General features: G+C 60.0%; 8 protein-coding genes. 1 reads left to right on the top strand and 7 read right to left on the bottom strand.

All coding sequences use genetic code 11. From position 1 onward, the window contains the following. Positions 1-147: 147 nt before the first annotated feature. The 7 genes from ACS3WB_RS06700 to ACS3WB_RS06670 all read right to left on the bottom strand — a co-directional run bounded on the left by ACS3WB_RS06700 (position 148) and on the right by ACS3WB_RS06670 (position 16,812). Positions 148-2,637 (bottom strand): glycogen/starch/alpha-glucan phosphorylase, encoded by a 2,490-nt coding sequence (locus ACS3WB_RS06700; RefSeq protein ID WP_438274789.1) that lies wholly within the window; start codon positions 2,635-2,637, stop codon positions 148-150. 91 nt (positions 2,638-2,728) lie between these two features. Then, positions 2,729-5,566, bottom strand: coding sequence for a malto-oligosyltrehalose synthase (treY, locus tag ACS3WB_RS06695; RefSeq protein WP_438274788.1), 2,838 nt, complete (start codon positions 5,564-5,566; stop codon positions 2,729-2,731). Continuing rightward, the gene (gene treZ, locus ACS3WB_RS06690) at positions 5,566-7,326 is read right to left on the bottom strand and encodes a malto-oligosyltrehalose trehalohydrolase (RefSeq protein ID WP_438274787.1); all 1,761 of its coding nucleotides are present in this window, start codon (positions 7,324-7,326) and stop codon (positions 5,566-5,568) included. The genes treY and treZ overlap by 1 nt, the downstream gene beginning before the upstream one ends. Next, on the bottom strand, positions 7,323-9,398 hold the full coding sequence (glgX, locus tag ACS3WB_RS06685; protein ID WP_438274888.1) for a glycogen debranching protein GlgX: 2,076 nt from the start codon (positions 9,396-9,398) through the stop codon (positions 7,323-7,325). Before glgX ends, treZ begins: the two co-directional genes overlap by 4 nt. Then, a complete protein-coding gene (gene glgB / locus ACS3WB_RS06680) occupies positions 9,398-11,548 on the bottom strand; it encodes a 1,4-alpha-glucan branching protein GlgB (protein ID WP_438274786.1) in 2,151 nt (716 codons plus the stop codon). Before glgB ends, glgX begins: the two co-directional genes overlap by 1 nt. Before the next feature lie 15 nt (positions 11,549-11,563). Then, positions 11,564-14,830 (bottom strand): maltose alpha-D-glucosyltransferase, encoded by a 3,267-nt coding sequence (gene treS, locus ACS3WB_RS06675; protein ID WP_438274785.1) that lies wholly within the window; start codon positions 14,828-14,830, stop codon positions 11,564-11,566. Positions 14,831-14,838: 8 nt separating this feature from the next. Continuing rightward, positions 14,839-16,812 (bottom strand): alpha-1,4-glucan--maltose-1-phosphate maltosyltransferase, encoded by a 1,974-nt coding sequence (locus tag ACS3WB_RS06670; RefSeq protein WP_438274784.1) that lies wholly within the window; start codon positions 16,810-16,812, stop codon positions 14,839-14,841. A gap of 178 nt (positions 16,813-16,990) precedes the next feature. On the opposite strand from ACS3WB_RS06670, the gene malQ reads away from it, so the two are divergent. Beyond that, a complete protein-coding gene (gene malQ / locus ACS3WB_RS06665) occupies positions 16,991-18,958 on the top strand; it encodes a 4-alpha-glucanotransferase (protein WP_438274783.1) in 1,968 nt (655 codons plus the stop codon). Positions 18,959-18,983 lie beyond the last annotated feature (25 nt).

The raw sequence follows: 18,983 nt of genomic DNA, 5'->3' as shown, positions 1-18,983 counted from the left end.
GGAGACGACTGCTCTGCCACCTTCGTCGACAAGATGATCTTCCGCAGGGATCGCTTGTCGACCGCGCCGGCGGCTCTCACTCCGCCGGCGCCTCCCTTTTGAACGCTGGCCGCGGTGGTGTCCTCGTCGGCAGAGGACGCCATCGGGTCAGGGAATATTCCAGATATCCTCGGCATATTCCCGGATGGTGCGGTCGGACGAGAACCATGCCATGCGCGCGACATTTAGAATGCTTGAGCGTGTCCACTCCGGGCTGTGCCATTTCGTGTCGACGTCGCGTTGCGTACGATAGTAATCCTCGAAATCCGCCGACACCATGTAGTGATCGAGAAACCGCAGCGCGTGTGCGATGGGCGCAAAGCGCGAAGCGTCGTCCGGCGAAAACACGCCGCGTTCGATGGCTTCGATCACGCCGGCCAGCCTCGGCGACGACGAGATGACGTCGGTGGCATCCAGTCCCGCGGCGCGGCGCCGGACAACCTCTTCCGCCTTCATGCCGAAAATGAAAATATTGTCCTCGCCGACATGCTCCAGAATTTCGATATTGGCGCCGTCCAACGTTCCGATTGTGATCGCGCCGTTCAGTGCGAGCTTCATGTTGCCGGTTCCGGAAGCTTCCATACCGGCGGTGGATATCTGTTCGGACAGATCGCTCGCCGGGACGATGATCTCGGCGGCGCTGACGTTATAGTTCGGCAGAAAGACGACCTTGAGGAGGCCTCTGATCGCGGGATCGTTGTTGATCACGTTGCCGATGTCGTTGATGAACTTGATGATCAGCTTGGCCTGCCGATAACTTGCAGCCGCCTTTCCGGCGAAAATCTTGATGCGCGGCGTCCAGTTTCCGTCCGGGTTGGCAAGGATGGCCTGATAGAGCGCCACCGCCTCGATCGCGTTGAGAAGTTGACGCTTGTATTCGTGAATACGCTTGATCTGAACGTCGAACAGTGCCGACGGATCGACGGCGATACCAAGCCGGCTGGCAATGATCTGGGCGAGTGCAATCTTGTTGGCCCGCTTGACGGCCTGGAAGCGTTGTTGAAACGCGCGGTCATCCGATAATCGCTCCAGCATTCGCAACCGCTCGGGCTCATCAAGAACCGCGGCGGCGCATGCCTCCTGCAGCAATGATGTGAGTTTTGGATTGCATTGATGCAGCCAGCGGCGGAAGGTGATGCCGTTGGTCTTGTTGGTGATGCGGCCCGGATAAAGGCTGTTCAGGTCGGCGAACACGGTCTCGCGCATGAGCTCGCTGTGCATCGCTGAAACGCCATTGATGCGATGGGAGCCGACGAAGGCGAGATGGCCCATCCGAACGCGGCGGCCGCCGGTTTCGTCAATCAACGATATCGACGCTCTAAATCGACTATCGGCTCCCGAATGCTTTTCCGCCGCGGCAAGATGGTCCGCGTTGATCCGGTACACGATGTCGAGATGGCGCGGCAGCATTCGCTCGAACAGTTCGGCCGGCCATGTCTCGAGCGCTTCCGGCAATAGAGTATGGTTGGTGTAGGAGATTGTCCTGGTGGTGATGTCCCAAGCCTCGCCCCAATCGATTTGATATTTATCGACCAGCAGTCGCATCAGTTCGGGAACGGCGAGGCTGGGATGGGTATCGTTGAGCTGAATCGCGGCATGGGATGGCAGCGAGCGGATGTCACCGTCAGTATGCAGATGGCGGTCGAGGATATCCTGCAGCGAGGCCGAAACGAAAAAGTATTCCTGACGCAGGCGCAATTCGCGGCCGGCCGGCGTTTCGTCGCTTGGGTAGAGAAATTTCGAGATCGCTTCGGCGCGCGCCATCTCCGACATCGCGCCAAGATGATCGCCGCTGTTGAAGGTGTCGAGGCGCATCGAATCGACCGCGCGTGCGGACCACAGCCTGAGCGCATTGACGTGACGACCGCGCCAGCCGACGATCGGCGTGTCGTAGGCAACCGCCTGAATGGTCTCATCCGGTATCCAGAGTGTACGGACCGGCTTACCCGGCTGCTCGATGCGGTCCAGACGTCCGCCATACTGGATGTCGAAGATCACGTCGCTGCGTTCGAATTCCCAAGGGTTTCCCGAGAGAAGCCACTGCTCGGGAAACTCCTCCTGCCATCCGTTCGAAACAACCTGGCGAAACAGTCCGTGCTGATAACGAATACCGTAGCCCTGCGCCGGGATCGCAAGGGTTGCCATGCTTTCCATGAAACACGCAGCCAGTCGGCCCAGGCCGCCGTTGCCGAGCGCGGCGTCGGGCTCCACATCGCGCAGTGCGTCGAAATTGATGCCGAGATCCTCAATCGCCGTGCGAAACGGCTCCATCAGTGACATGTTGGTGAGGGCATCGGTCAGCAGCCGTCCGATCAGGAATTCGAGAGACAGATAATAGACGCGCTTGTCACCGTTGCTCTGAGCGGACCGATCGGATTGAAGCCATTGATAGACGATGCGGTCGCGCAACGTCAGCGCCGTCGCAACATACCAGTCGTGAATGTTGGCGTGTTTCACATCCTTTCCGACGACCAGAATGATCTTGGACAGGATCGCGCTTTTGATCTCCGCGACGATTCCATCGTTATCGGACCTGGTCCGCATCGACGGGTCGTCGTCAAAGCTACGATCCTGCTTGGCGAAAAGTTTGAAGACCATCCTGTCATCCAGATCTGTTTTGCGCCGATAGGGTACGGTCAACCGCGAATTGCCAGATTTCGCAAAGTTTAATGCTCAATTCCGTGCGCGATCAATTGGCGGTCTTATGGTTCTTGAGGTCGACGCTATCGCGGTTATTTCGTTTTTGGAACTCTTGTTTCAACCGCGCCGCACGACCAATCTCCGACCTCGTCGAAACTCGCGCGGTCAGAACGGCGACGGGAAGACGGTCAAGCAGTCGCTTGAGATCGAGTTTCTGGTCCATCACCGCCGGATGGATCAGCGTCAGATTGCCGAAATCCACACACGCGTCGAGCTTGTCAAAGCTCGGCCACATCATGCCGGAATCGGTGAAAGGCGCAAAATGTCGCAAGGCGACGACGACGATGGCCTCGCTGCGATGAGTGCGGGCAAATGCGATGACGTGGCGACGATGCGCGCCTTCGACGGTCAACGGCCTGAAATCTCCGTCATCGAAGATTTTCGCATGGCGCGCGCGCATGTCGAGCAAGTGATGTATCCATGCGAGCTTGATGCGGCCATCGGTCCAACTCCCGGTGAGAGCTGAGATATCAGCGACTCCCGCGTCGAGAATGGCTTCGCACGCCGTAAAGTCCACCGGCCGGCGGTTATCCGGATCCACTAGCGAGAAATCCCAAAGTTCGGTGCCTTGGTAGAAATCCGGAACACCGGGAATCGTCGCCTTCAAGGTGATCTGGCTCAGCGAATTCAGCGCGCCGATCAGCGATGTGCGGCGTGCGAAAGTTTTCAAGGATTGAATAAAGTCGGACGATTGGTGTTTGTCCAGAATGCCTGCCAGAAATTGCCTGACGCCGGCTTCGTAGGTCGCGTCAGGATTGAGCCAACTCGTCTGGAGCTTGGCTTCGCGGCATGCCTTCTCGGCATAGGACTGCATTCGCGCAACGAATGTGTGATCGATATCATCGAAGGGCAGGGCGCCGATCAGCGCCTGATAAAGCATGTATTCGTCCGCGACGGACGGGCTGCGGACGCCGTTGTTCGTGGATACCAAACCCGCATTGAAGGTCTTCCATCGCCCGACCATGCTCGCCCATTCGCTCGACAGTTCGGTCAGTGCGAGAATCCGCGTGCGCGCATCCTCGCCGCGCTTGGTGTCATGGGTAGCCGTGGCAATCAGTCCGTGGGTCCGGCGCCCGACGCGATCGAGCATCTTTCGATGGAAGCCGGCGACATCGAGAGCCGGCGCAGCAGGATCCCCGCCGACCTCGTTGAAAGCAAGAAGGCGGTGATAACGATAAAAGGCAGTGTCTTCGAGCGACTTGGCCATCGTCGGCCCGGTGAACTGCTGGACTTTGAGCGCGAACCGGCGAACCCGCTGACGGCTATGCGGCGGCCTTCCGGGAGCAAGCAGATCGAGCGTCAACGCATCCTGCAGGAAATCAAAAATCCCGTCGTCGGCCGCGAACCACTCCTGTCGCGCTTTGGCGATCGTCTCGGAGATGAGTTTCCGCTCGCTTTCGCTCGGCCCGGCCTGGGTGATGTAGGTGCGGTAAACCGGAAAATGCAGAACAAACAGTTCGAAAGCCTGGCGAAGACTATCGGCGGAATAGTCGCGTGTGGAATAATGACCCGCGGCGATGCGGGTCAGCAAACGTGTGAGCACGGTGAATTCGCTTGCGAGCAATGTCTCGATCACGCGTCGTTTCGAAGCCCGTAATACGGGATCGAAGGCGGGCGCGATATCGCTGGCCTGACGCCAAACTTCGTCGAGGGTCTCCAGACCATTTTCGTCGGCGAGAACCTGGGAAATGGCGTTCAGGCACTCGTAACCCGTGGTGCCGTCGATGCCGGCGAATTGCGGCGGCGCCTCGTGATCTCCGAGAATCTTTTCAATCAGCAGATAGAACGGACGCCGATCTGCGCCTTGCGCGTCGCGGATCAGTCGCCCCAGACGCCTGCAATACTGTGCAGGATCGTACAATCCGTCGATATGATCGAGCCGCAAGCCCTGTATCTTTTTCTCGGCAATCAGCCGGCGGACGAGACCATGGATGCGGTCGAACGTGTCGCGATCCTCGACGCGAAGTCCGGCCAGGGAGTTTACGTCGAAAAATCGCCGGTAGTTGATTTCGCTTGTTGCAAGCTTCCAGTGGGCGAGCCTGTAGTGCTGCCGTTCCAGCAGGTGGTGAAGGGCCTTGGTTTGCGCGGGATTGTCGGGGCGGGCCTGGTAGGCCTTGAGGCCTTGATTGATGGCAGCCTCACCTCCAGCAATAGCAGCGAGGTCACGCTTGAGCGCGGATGCCCGGCTGCGCCCGGGGCCGCCGTCTTGCCCGGCGACGGCAAGCAGATCGTCGCGGGGCCGCCCCGGCGGAAGCTCGCTGGTGATAGCCTTGAGGATGTCGCTGTAACGTTCCGGCGCAATCGGCAGCCGGTGTTCGAAATACCACGCCGAGAAACTTCCGTCCCGCGGATCATATTTCAACTCGATCTCGCCTCGCGTGAGCGAAACGCCGTAGGCCGCTCCCAATATCGGAAGCAGCAGTCCCGGCTTGGCGCGGAAGGGAAGAACGTCCCAATCGATATCGAAGGACCCGGCGAACGCCGACTTCGGCCCCCATTCGAGCACGTCCAGCCACCAGTCGTTGTCGGCATAGTGCACGCCCATGTGGTTTGGAACGAAATCGAGAATCAGCCCCATCCCGTGAGATGTCAAAACGTTGCTCAGGCGGTTGAAGCCGTCTTCACCGCCGAGCTCGGAGTTGATGACATTGTGATCGACGATGTCGTAGCCGTGGGTGCTGCCGCGGCGCGCCTTCATGAAGGGCGATGCATAGAGGTGCGTGATACCCAGCCTTTTGACATATGGAACGATCGCCGCGGCGTCGTCGAAAGTAAAATGCGACGTAAATTGCAGGCGATAGGTCGCACGCGGAACGGCGCTGTCCATCAGACCGCTCCGATCGACCAGAAAACGGACCAGGCTGGCAAACGCGCGGGCGGCTCTTCACCCCAGATCATCCGGCCCCGCATCGGCGAAGCATCGTTGGTGACGTTGTGATCGGAGATGTTGGCGCGAAGATGCAGGAGTGAACCATTGCCGAGGCGCCAGTATGCCAAGAGCAGGCGATCGTTCTGGCGGAGTTCGGCAGAGGCAAACGCTGTGTTGTTAAGATGCGGCATGAGTTCGTCATGGCGAATGCGCAATAATTTCTTGATGAACGCATATCGCGGCGGATATTGACCGTCCTTCGGCCATGCCAGGACCGCTGACTCGAACGTTGACTGCGCAAGGGGATCAGGCACATTGTCCCCGAACATCTCATAAGCCTCGGCGAATTCCCTGCGCCGTCCGGATCGCACCGCTTCGGCGAGGTCGCCTTTGAAGTCGCAAAAAAACGGAAAGGGCGTGGTTGCTCCCCATTCCTCGCCCATGAACATCAACGGCGGCATCGGCGCGAGCAGGGTGATTGCGAGCGCGGCCTCGATAGCTCTTGCGTCGGCGGTCCATTCGAGTCGGTCGCCCAGTGCGCGGTTGCCGATCTGATCGTGGTTCTGAAGGAAGTTCACGAAGGCGGCGGGCGGGAGCGCACCGATCTGCTCGCCGCGAGAGCGGCCGCCGCGATGGGCAGAAGGTTCTCCCTGATAGGCGAAGCCGCTGCACAGCGTTCGCGCGAGCAGGCGGCGGGGTTGCGTGGCGTAGTCGCCGTAATAGCCGAGCGTCTCCTGGGTGAGAATGACATGCCAGAGATGGTGGTAATCGTCATTCCACTGTGCGCGATACTTTCCATCCGGGATGGTGGACAATGGATCGAGCAGCACCGCGCGGTTATCGTCGTTCTCCAGTACAAGGTGGATATGCCGTCCGCTCTGCCGCGCAAGAACGCCGGCGGCGCGGCTGATATCGTTCAGAATCGTCGGTTCACCCATCTCGGCGAGAGCATGCACAGCGTCGAACCGCAGCCCATCGAACCGGTAGTTGCCGAGCCAATGCAGCGCATTGTCGGCAGCGAAGGCACGCACTTCGGTAACCCGATAATCAATCGCGGATCCCCAAGGCGTTTCCGCGCAGAAGAACTGCGGTGCGTAAAGCCCGAGATAATTACCCTCCGGTCCGAAGTGGTTATAGACGACATCGAGAAAGACCATCAGTCCGCGCAGATGAGCTTGATCGATCAACTCTCTGAGATCATCGGGCGTGCCGTAAACGTGATCGGGCGCATACCACAACACGCCGTCGTAGCCCCAATTCCGGGTGCCGGCGAAGTCGGCCAGCGGCATCAATTCGAGGGCTGTGATCCCGGTCGCAACGAGATGATCGAGCTTGCCGATCATCGCGCGATAAGTGCCCTCCGGAGTGAAGGTGCCGACATGGCATTCGAGGATGACCGCCTCGTGCCATAGCCGGCCACGCCAGTCGGTCGCCTTCCACGGAAAGCGGTCGTGGTCGACCAGCACGCTCGGACCGGACACGTCATCGGGTTGATACGACGATGCCGGGTCCGGCACGTCGAGACTGCCGTCAATTCGAAAACGATAACGTGTGCCGGGTCGGGCTGCCGCCACGTCGGCCATGAACCAGCCGCCGCCGTCTTTTGTCATCGGATACGCAGCGTCGGTTACGACTTCCACTTCGGCTGCCGCCGGCGCCCAAAGCCGGAACGTCGCGCCCTCCGGCCGGAGAATGGGGCCGAAGCGGCCGGCTGTCATGGCCGGCCTGCGAACGCGATGACGCTGCGAGGCGGCGCCTGCATCGTCGCATTGGGTTGGTGCGTACTGCCTTCAGTCTCGTCGTTGGAGGTATGGAGCACGACCGACCATGTCTTGTACTCTTCCATGCCCGGAATTCTGAATTCTATCGGCTCCGGAGCGGCGTTGAGTACGACGTAAAGGGCTTCAAGGTCGCGCTCCATCGGTCCAAGTACGTAGGACAGGAATCGACCCTCCGGAAAATTCCAGTCGGCGTCCGTCATCTCGTTGCCCTCGGGCGTCAACCACAGCACGCCATAGGAGCCGTCAGCCGTCTTGCGGACGACCCATTGCCGCGACCTGATCTGCGCAAACCGCTTGCGGATCGCGGTCAGACGTCCGACGAAATTCGTCATGTCGTCGCCCACATCGGCAAGACCGCTCCAGTCGATCCATCCGATCTCGTTGTCCTGACAATAGGCGTTGTTGTTGCCGTTCTGGCTGTTGCCGATCTCGTCGCCTGCGAGGAGAAGCGGGACACCCTGGGCAAGCAGCAGGCACGCAAGCTGATTCTTGCGAAGCTGACGGCGGAGCGCAACGATCGCCGGGTCATCCGTCGGTCCCTCGTTGCCGCAGTTGTTGCTGTGATTGTCGTTAGAGCCGTCCCGATTGTCTTCACCGTTGGCTTCGTTGTGTTTCTCGTTATAGGAAAACAGATCGGCGAGCGTGAATCCGTCATGGACGGTGACGTGATTGATGCCCGCGCGGGGTGAACGATCGTCATGATTGAAGAGGTCGGACGATCCGGTCATGCGGCCGCCGACATCGCCGATCAGATTTCCTTCGCCGGCCCAGTATCGCCGCAACGTGCTGCGATATCGGTCGTTCCATTCCGACCATTGTGAGGGGAAGCCTCCGACCTGATAGCCGCCGGCGCCCACATCCCAGGGCTCCGCGACAAGCTTGACGGCGGCAAGTGAGGGATCCTGACGGATCGCATTGAAGAAGGAACTGTTGCGGTCGAATCCATGGGGACCGCGCGCCAGCGTGCTGGCAAGATCGAAACGGAAGCCGTCGATGTGGCAGACCTCGACCCAATAACGCAGCGAGTCCATCACCATCTGCAGCACGCGTGGGTGAGTCAGATTCAACGAATTGCCGGTGCCAGTGAAGTCGTCGTAATAACGCGGATTATCCGGCATCAACCAGTAGTAGGACGCGTTGTCGATGCCCCGGAACGACAACGTTGGCCCGAGGTGATTGCCTTCAGCGGTGTGGTTGTAGACGACGTCGAGCATGACCTCGAAGCCGGCGTCGTGAAGGCGGGCAACCGACATGCGGAATTCGTTGAGCGCATCGTTCTTCGCGAAACGCTGTTCTGGCGCGAGGAAAGAGATGGAATTATATCCCCAATAATTGCTCAGCTTTCGCTCGACGAGATGCCGGTCGTCGACGAAGCCGTGAATCGGCAGCAGTTCGATTGTGGTGACGCCGAGCCGACGCAAATGGTCGATCATCGCGGGGGCTGCAAGTGCGCGGTAGCTGCCGCGCAAATCGGGAGATATATCCGGACGCGTCTTGGTCAGGCCTTTGACGTGAGCTTCATAGATGATCGTATCTTCCCAGGGAATGCTGGGCCGAGGTTCGCGCCGGCCCCAATTGAACGTCTCATCGGTGACGGTGGCTTTCGGCATTGCGCGCGCATTGTCGCGCCGGTCGAAGGACAAATCCTCGCGCGGGCTGCCGGTGCGGTAGGCGAAATGTGCGTCGCTCCAGACGAGTCGTCCGCTGACCTTCTTCGCGTAAGGATCGAGCAGCAGCTTATGAGGATTGAAACGATGCCCGTGTTGAGGATCGTAGGGTCCGTACACGCGATAGCCGTAGAGTTGACCGGGCGCTACGTCGCTCAGGTAACCATGCCAGACATCCTCATTGTGCTCGGGCAGGGCTATGCGCTCGATCTCCCGTCGTCCCTGGCTGTCAAACAGGCAAAGTTCGACTTTTTCCGCATGTGCTGAAAAAAGCGCAAAGTTCGTGCCGCGCCCATCCCAGTTCGAACCGAGGCGGGCATGTGTGCCTTCCGAGATTTTCATCATGCAGGTTCCGGCACCAGAAAGATCACCGCGAGCGGCGGGAGCGTCAGGCTGAGTTCGGGAATGACGCCGTTCAGTGTCTCGACCATGCCGTCATTGCCGACGTCACTTCCGCCGTAATGCGCGGAGTCGGTGTTGAGCGTTTCGCGCCACTTGCCTGCGAAAGGCACGCGTACGCGGTATCCGCGATGGACCGTAGGCGTGAAATTGGCGACCACGAGACAGCGTGATCGTCCGTTTTCGCCCTTGCGCATCCATGCGAAGACGCTGTGGTCGGCATCGTTCGCGACGATCCATTCGAAACCGGCCGGATCGCAATCCAGTTCGTGCAGCGCTGGCAGAGCGCGATAGAGCGCGTTGAGATCGCGAACGAGGTTCTGTATTCCCCGGTGACGGGCCTGATCGAGAAGATGCCAGTCGAGAGCGTGATCGTGGTTCCATTCGCGCTCCTGGCCGAACTCGGCGCCCATGAACATCAGCTTCTTGCCGGGGTGGCCGAACATGAACGCGTAGTAGGCGCGGAGATTTGCAAAACGCTGCCAGTCATCGCCCGGCATTCGGCCCAAGATCGAGCGTTTGCCATGCACAACTTCATCATGGGACAGCGGCAGGATGAAGTTTTCCGAAAACGCATAGTGCAGTCCGAAGAGAATTTGACCGTGATGGTGCTTGCGATAGACCGGGTCCTTGCCGATGTAGTTCAGCGTGTCGTGCATCCAGCCCATGTTCCACTTGTAGCCGAAGCCCAGGCCGCCGAATTCGATCGGGCGCGAGACTTGCGGCCATGCCGTCGATTCCTCGGCCACCGTCGTGGCGTGAGGGAATTGTCCGAATACTTCTCGATTGAACCGGCGCAGAAATTCGATGGCTTCGAGATTTTCCCGGCCCCCGTGCTTGTTGGGAATCCAGCCGCCTTCAGGACGGCTGTAATCGAGATAGAGCATGGAGGCGACGGCATCGACGCGAAGGCCGTCCACGCCGTAGCGATCGAGCCAGAACAAGGCGTTGGCGACCAGGAAATTGACGACTTCAGTGCGGCCGTAGTTGTAGATCAGGGTATCCCAGTCGAGGTGGCGGCCCTGCAAGGGATTGGCATGTTCATAAAGCGACGTGCCGTCGAAACGGCCGAGCCCGTGGGGATCGTCGGGAAAGTGGCCGGGTACCCAATCCAGCAGAATCCCAAGCCCTGCGCGGTGGCAGGCATCGACCAGATGCGCGAAATCCTCAGGCGGACCGAAACGACTGGTCGGTGCATAGAGGCCGGTGGGCTGGTAGCCCCAGGAGCCGTCGAACGGATGCTCGTTCACCGGCATCAGTTCGATATGCGTGAAGCCAAGGTCGCTGGCATAATGCGGCAGCGCGTCCGCGAGTTCGCGGTATGACAGCCAGCGGTTGCCGTCGCCGCGCCGCCACGATCCGAGATGGACCTCGTAGATCGAGATCGGCATGTTGCGCGCATTGATCGCGGCGGCTGCCGGCGTCGGGCGGGGCAGCGCGGTCTCGTCGAATACGATTGAGGCGGTATTCGGCCGCACTTCTGCGGCAAAAGCCATCGGGTCTGATTTCAACGGCAACAGGCCACCGCTCTGGTCGGTGATCGCGAATTTGTAGCGGTCGCCTGTCCGCGCACCCGGAATAAACAATTCCCAGAATCCGTTGGCTCGCACGCGCATCGGATGCCGGCGCCGGTCCCAGCAATTGAAATCTCCGACCACGGCGACGGCTCGCGCATTGGGCGCAAGCACCACGAATCCCGTGCCGTCGACGCCATCCATCGTCATCGGATGGGCGCCGAGTTTGTCATAGAGCCGCTGATGCGTGCCTTCGCCAAGCAGATAGAGATCGAAATAGCTGAGGATCGGCAAAAAGCGGTAGGGGTCCTCGAGTTCGACCGTGTCGGCGCCATAGCGTGCGCGGAGGCGGTAGCGCTCGGCGCCGTTCGGCAGGTCGCCGAGGAAAAGTCCGGCGTCATGAATACGCGTCAGCGCCGTCTCTTCGCCGCGCTCGTCGACAAGGCGCACCTCGGAGGCCTCGGGCAGATAGGCGCGGACCACTTTGCGGTCATTCTCGCGATGACAGCCGAGATAGTGGAAAGGATCGGAATGCCGTCCTTCGACAATGGCGCGGGCTTCGGAAGACAGTTCGGTCATGCGCGATCTCGCTTCCTATTTGCGCAGCACGCGCAGCGCGCCGCTCAAGGCAACCCGAAGCCAGTCGGGACGATGCGCGAGTTCGTAATCGATTTCATAGAAAGCCTTCTCGAGCAGGAAGAACCGCAGCGTGCTGTCGGCTTGGTCGTTATCCTGCGGCCATAGCCGGGAATCGGACATCGCTTCGCGGTAGGCGATCAGGAAGGTTTGCGTCGCCTCATCGCGCCATGCCGACAAAGCTGCGGCCAGCCGGCCGTCGTCGTCCGTTCCCGTCTTGAGGGCGCGCTCTTGTGCCGAAGTCACGGAATAGTCGATTGACCTGATCAACCCGGCGACGTCGCGGGCTGCCGGCGCCTTCATTCGACGCTCGAGAAGACCTCGGCGGGGCTCGCCTTCGAAGTCGATGATGAAGATATCGTCGCGGACGACGAGAATCTGCCCGAGATGAAAATCGCCGTGGTGCCGGATGTTGTACATCTGAATCGAAGGCGGGAGCAGTTCCGTGAGCTGGTCATGCAGCGACCGGCGGATGTCCAGGAGTTGGCCGGCAAGACGTTGATCCGACTCGGAAAGCTTCGCTTGGGCGAGGCGGTCGAATGTTTTCTCGGCGCGGGCCATCAGCCGATCGATAAGGTGCGCGACGCCCGAAGCAGTCAGGGGTTCAGGCCGGAAATCCGCGATGTCTTCGTGGCCGGCCAGCGCGACGTGCATTTCGGCGACCCGCTTGCCGGTTTGCATCATGTAGGGCTGGTATGCCGCCTTTTCCTCCAGCGCCGGAGCCGAATCGCTCGCCCCGACCAGCCGCTGCTCGTCGACAAAGCGATCCAGCGCGGCGCTGCTGACGGTCCATGCGTCGCCCTGATTGCCGACAAAGGCATGAACGATGGCGACGGCAGCCTGAACATCGGGTCCCGTCAACTCGACGCTGCCGAGCAGGGCCGGCGTATTCGCGAACCCGGCGACGTCGGTCAGGAAGCGGCCCACTTCCACTTCCGGATTGATGCCGTTTTCCAGTTTGCGATAGATCTTGACGACAAACTTGTCGTCCACCAGTGCGGTGCTGTTCGACTGTTCGGTCTGCACCGCGCGCACGTTGGAGATCGGCTCCTCTGCAATCGAGGCGAGCCGCTCCGTGGGGCGGTAGACAAGCCGCAATTCGCCTTCCTCGAACCTTGCCTGTTGGCGCAGGCAGTCGATGATGCCAGCGATCAAGTCGCTCTCATGAGCGGTGTCGATCAGCGTTCCTTCGCGCGATCCCTGCCGCACCGCGGCGATGTTTCGGGGATCGAAATTGCGACGATCGAGCCGGTCCCATCGGATCCGGATCGGCATCGCGTATCGTCCCGACTGGCCGCGATGGGTAACGTCGAAGATCATCAGCCATGGCCGGGAAACCTGATCTTCCATGAGAGGCACCGCCGCCGGAACGCGCGCGGTGATGGCGCCGGCCGATCGCTCCGGAAACCAGCGAGCGCGGGCGAGATGCGAAGGCAGAACGTCGCGCTCAAAAATCGAGCGGGTCCGCGCCAGCGACATCCAGGTCGAGCCCAGCGGAACCACGAGGGTCTCATAATCCGGCACAATCACCGTGGCGACATTCGGCGAGGGTGGCTTTTCAGTCAGTTGGAACCAGTAGAATCCATAAGGGGCAAGCGTGATGAGATAGGCCAGCTCGCCGATATCGGGAAATGTCGTTCGCCCCAGCATTTCGACCGGCGAGCGGCCCTTCCAGTGCGACAGGTCGAGTTCGGAGGCTTGTGCCGATCGTGACAGGTTGGCGACGCAGAGCAGAACCTCGTCGCCATGCTGCCGCACGTAAGCGAGCACGCTGCGATTGGAGGAACGCACGAAGGACATGGTGCCGCGGCCGAACCCATGGCTGGATTTGCGAACCGAAATCAGCTTCTTCATCCAGTTCAACAGCGATGAAAGGCTTCGTGACTGAGCCTCGACATTGACGGACTCATAGCCGTAGACGGCATCCATGACCTGGGGCGCGTACAGGCGCGCGGGATCGCAACGCGAAAATCCGCCGTTACGATCCGGCGTCCATTGCATCGGAGTGCGGACGCCGTTGCGATCACCAAGATAGATATTGTCGCCCATTCCGATTTCGTCGCCGTAGTAGATGATGGGAGTACCTGGAAGCGACATCAGCAACGAGTTCATCAACTCGATCTTGCGCCGGTCATTGTCCATCAGGGGCGCCAGGCGGCGGCGAATGCCGAGATTGATGCGCGCGCGTGGATCGGCGGCGTAGGTGGACCAGAGGTAGTCGCGCTCGATATCCGTGACCATTTCGAGCGTCAGCTCGTCATGGTTGCGCAGGAACATCGCCCATTGGCAATTTGCGGGAATATCTGGTGTCTGCCGCAGGATGTCGGTGATCGGAAAGCGGTCCTCCTGTGCGATCGCCATATAAATGCGCGGCATCAGCGGGAAATGATAGGCCATGTGACACTCGTCACCATCGCCGAAATAAGACTGGACATCCTCCGGCCATTGATTGGCCTCGGCGAGGAGCACCTTGCCCTTGGCGTAGGAATCGAGCTCGGCGCGAATGTGCTTGATCACCGCGTGCGTTTCGGGAAGGTTCTCGTTGTTGGTGCCGTCGCGTTCGCACAGATACGGGATGGCATCTAGCCGGAATCCATCGACGCCTGCGTCGAGCCATCGCTTCATGACCTGAACGACGGCCCTGACCACGCGCGGGTTGTCGAAATTGAGATCCGGCTGGTGCGTGAAGAAGCGGTGCCAGTAATAGGCGTTGGCCTCGGCATCCCATGCCCAGTTCGACTTCTCCGTGTCGGTGAAAATGATCCGCGTGCCTTGGTACTTCTTGTCGGTATCGCTCCAGACATACCAGTTGCGCGCGCTCGATCCGGGCGGACTGCGCTGCGCGCGCTTGAACCAGCTGTGTTGATCAGAGGTGTGGTTGATGACGAGTTCGGTGATCACGCGAAGTCCGCGACGCTTCGCCTCGGAGATAAAGCGCCGAAAGTCCTTCATCGTGCCGAAGTCCGGATTGACTGAACCGTAATCGGCAATGTCATATCCATCGTCGCGCCCCGGAGACGGATAGAACGGCAGAAGCCAAAGCGTGGTGACGCCCAATTCCTGAAGGTAATCGAGTTTGCTCGTCAGGCCGACGAAATCGCCGATGCCATCGTTGTTGCTGTCGGCGAAGGCCTTGACGTGAAGCTGATAGATGATGGCGTCCTTATACCAGAGATCGTTGGTGTGGACGTATCTGTCGGCACGGATTTGGGTCATGTCGTTCATGACGCGCCTCACGCCAGACAACGAAACAGGAGCGCGGGATCGCGGAGCGGATCAATCCTCAAACGCACACCGCCCCACTCGATGGCGTGCCGCTCTCCGGTCATGATGTTTTCCAATGCAACCGGAGGCGACAGGTCGCTAGCGACCCGGACACGGATAGAATCGAGCGGAAGCCAAAATTCGGAAGCATCGCGCGACAGCGCGATCGCGCCCACGATAACATTGCCGGCGTCCGTCGTTTGCTTGACGAAGGCGACGATCTGGTCGCTGTCGACCGGGAGGAATCTCAGATCGCGCGTTTGCAAAAGCGCGGGATTCTCGCGACGCGCGTGATTGAGCGCGGCGATATAAGACTTGATGTTGCCGGGTGCATTCCAGTCGCGGACCTTGATCTCGTATTTTTCCGAGTTGAAATACTCCTCGCGACCGGGAATGGGTTCGTGCTCTAGAAGCTCGAAACCGTTGTAGATTCCATAGTTACTCGACAGCGTTGCCGCGAGCGCCACGCGCGACTTGAACATCCAGGCTTCGCCGCTTTGCAGGTGGTAGGGGAGGATGTCCGGCGTGTTGACGAAAAAATTCGGTCGGTAGTAGTCGCGTTCCGGATACCCTGTCAGTTCGTTGAGATAGGACTCGATTTCCCACTTCCGCGTACGCCAGGTGAAGTAGGTATACGATTGCGTGAATCCGAGCTTCGCCAGGCCTTTCATGACCTTCGGCCGCGTGAACGCCTCGGCGAGGAAGATGATGCCCGGATCTTTCGTCTGGACCTCGCGGATCAGCCATTCCCAGAAATTGAACGGCTTGGTGTGCGGATTGTCGATGCGGAAGATGCGCACGCCCTGGTTCACCCAGAACAGTATAACGTCGCGCAGCGCGTTCCACAGCGAGCCGGCATCGTCGCAACTGAAATCAGGATTGACGATGTCTTCATATTTCTTTGGAGGATTTTCCGCATAACGCATCGTGCCGTCGGGGCGCCGCTTGAACCAGTCGGGGTGCTGAGTCAGCCAGGGATGATCGGGCGAACACTGCACCGCGATGTCGAGCGCGACCTCCATTCCATGAGTCTTGCAGGCGGCGATCAGATCACGGAAGTCGTCAAAGGTGCCGAGTTCGGGGTGGATCGCATCGTGCCCACCCTCGCGTCCGCCGATGGCGTAGGGGCTGCCGGGGTCACCTTCGGCGGCGGTCAGCGCATTGTTGCGGCCTTTGCGATTGGTTCTGCCGATCGGATGAATCGGCGTAAAGTAGAGAACGTCGAATCCCATTTCGGCGATATCGGGCAGACGCGCGATGCAGTCGCGAAAGGTGCCGTGCCGGCCGGGCACGGGGCTCTGGCTGCGGGGCACCATCTCGTACCACGCTCCCGCTACGGCCAGGTCGCGGTCGATCGTTAACGGGTAAAGCTGGGACCGCGTGAGGTCGCCGCGTTCGAGACTCTCGGCCATGGCACTCACCAGTTCCGGCACAAGCAGGCACGCGGGATTGCCGCTTTTCAGATAGTCCTCGCATTGGCGGACGATGACCGTGGTAGCTTCTTCGCCGCCGTACTGCGCGCGTGTCAAAAGCGTGGCTCCCTCCAGCGCATCGAGGGAGACATCCTGGCCGGCCTGTTGCTTCAGCTCGAAACTATGCTTCCATGTGGCGAATTCATCGGTCCAGGCCTCGATGGCATAGACGTAGCGGCCGGGATCGCGAGGCGTGAAACTGCCGAACCAGCGATCGTTGTCGTGCAGCGTTATCGGCGACTTCCGCCAGTCCCGATCCGTCTCGCGCCGCCAGATCAACTGCGCGGCGATGATGTCGTGACCGCTTCTGAAAATATCTGCCCAGACGTCGACAACGTCGCCTGCAAGGCGCTTGACCGGAAATCGGCCGCCGTCAATGCAGGGATATACGTCCTCGATGTGGAAACTGCCTGTGGCTGCGCCGCGCACGCCTACCCGTAACGGCATGTTTTTTTGCGTTGATACGGACATCACGCGCTGCCGACCTGCTAGTGAATGAAGGACCCGCGCATTAACCCGTGCAGTGCCGCAAAGTTCCCGGCGGAACCGTGATTGAGCTATCGTGTTAACTTCTTCCGTGACGTCGTTTCCGACAAAATCCCGGATAGTCGAAATCTCGGATGGTGGGCCTGCAGCTTGAGGCTGGGGAATGGACGTTTATTCAAAAGCGCGCGACCATGGCATCGATCTGGAATTTGTCGACGGGCAGGGTCACCGCCATGTGGTAAGCGGCGAGCGCCTGCGCGCCGTTATTGATGGTCTGCCGCCTCCTTCGCGACACCCGTTCCTGAAACAACCCGTAGTTATTGTCGCCGACGCCGGCAGTCGGCGGGTGTCGCTGGACGCTGAAGCGAATGGATTGGGCTGGCGGCTCGTTGAACTTAATCAGGTGCTCGCGCGAGGGGGCGTGGACGGCGGGGCGATCGATTTGCCGCCGGCGATTCCCATCGGAACCTATCGGTTGAAAATCGAGAACGAGCACGGAGATACGATCGATTCGATTCCGCTGCTGGTGACGCCGGAGAGAGCCTATCAAGGATCTTCGTTTGACAAAGCCTGGGTTCTGTCAGTTCAACTCTACGGGCTGTCTTCGTCGCGCAATTGGGGAATCGGCGATTTCACGGACCTCGCCGCGCTGATCGAATTGACTGCTGGTTGGGGCTGCGCCGGAATAGGACTCAATCCGCTTCATGCGCTGTTCGATGACCGGCCGCTCGAATGCAGTCCCTATGCGCCAAACAGCCGACTGTTTCTCAATCCGCTTTATATCGATCCCGAGAGTCTGCCGGATTTTCCGGGTTCGTGGCTGAAACGACATCGCGAACAGCTCGATCGTGCCCGCTCCGGCGACCTGATCGACTACGCGGCTGTTGCGGAATTGAAACTGGCGGCGCTTCGGCACACGTTCGGGATCTTCCAGACTACAGATACGGCCAATACTGCACGTGCGGCCGCTCTCGTTGCATTCGAGTTGTTCAGGCGGGAGCGCGGCGAATTGCTGCAGCGCTTTGCATGTTTCGAGGTGCTGCGACGGCAATTCGGCTTGCTGCCGTGGTGGCAATGGCCGGAGGAATGGCGGCGCCCCGATGATGCCAGAATTCAAGCCTTCCGAAATGGTCCACAGCGTACCGAGATCGAATTCGTGGAGTTCGTGCAGTGGTGCGCGGCCACCCAGTTGCAGTCATGCGCGGATATTGCTGCCAAACGCGGAATGGCGATCGGGCTTTATCTTGATGTCGCCGTCGGCGTGCAGGCCGGTGGGTTCGATGCCTGGAACGAGCAGGTTGCCATCTCGCGCGCGCTTTCGGTGGGTGCGCCGCCAGATCAACTCAATACGGCCGGGCAGGATTGGGGGCTGGCGGGGTTCAACGCGGCCGGACTCGAGGCCAGCGGCTTCGAACCGTTTCGAGAGATGCTGCGCGCATCGATGCGCTACGCGGGAGCGATACGGCTGGATCATGTCCTCGGTCTCAACCGGCTTTATCTGATACCGTCGGGAACATCGCCGCGGGACGGCGTCTATGTGGAAATGCCGCTGCAGGCGCTGCTCGGCGTCATCGCGCAGGAGAGCGTCGCCCAGCGCTGCGTTGTGATCGGCGAGGATCTGGGAACGGTGCCGGATGGCTTTCGTGATGTCCTCGCGACATGGGGTGTGTGGTCGTACAAGGTGATGATGTTCGAGCGTGGCCATGACGGCGCGTTTTTCGGGTCGTCCAGTTATGCCGCGAACGCGCTTGTGACCTTCAACACGCATGACCTTGCCTCATTCGCAGGCTGGCAATCGCATTCCGATCTCAAGCTGAAGCGAGGACTCGGTTTCGATCCAGGTGAGACCGACGAGATGCGGACGCACGCCCGCCGCGCGTTCGAATGGAAGCTTGGCGAAGAATATATCGCGCCGAAAAGCTTTTTCGGAGCCGTTGAATTTCTCGCGCGCACGCCCTCGCGCATACTTGCGATCGCGCTCGATGATCTGATCGGAGTGAGCGATCAACCGAACATTCCGGGCACGGTGAATGAGCACCCTAATTGGCGCCGGCGGCTGCCGGTTGAATTGAAGGATATCGGCCATTGGATCGATCTCGCCGCGCTTCGGCACGCGCTCCGCGATCGGTGAAATGTCTCGCGCCGCAGCGATATGA

Source organism: Nitrobacter sp. (genome assembly GCF_051535215.1).
In the GTDB taxonomy this organism is placed as follows: Bacteria; Pseudomonadota; Alphaproteobacteria; order Rhizobiales; family Xanthobacteraceae; genus Nitrobacter.
Note: the sequence above shows the minus strand (reverse complement) of the source record. Positions and strands in the feature narration are given on the sequence as shown.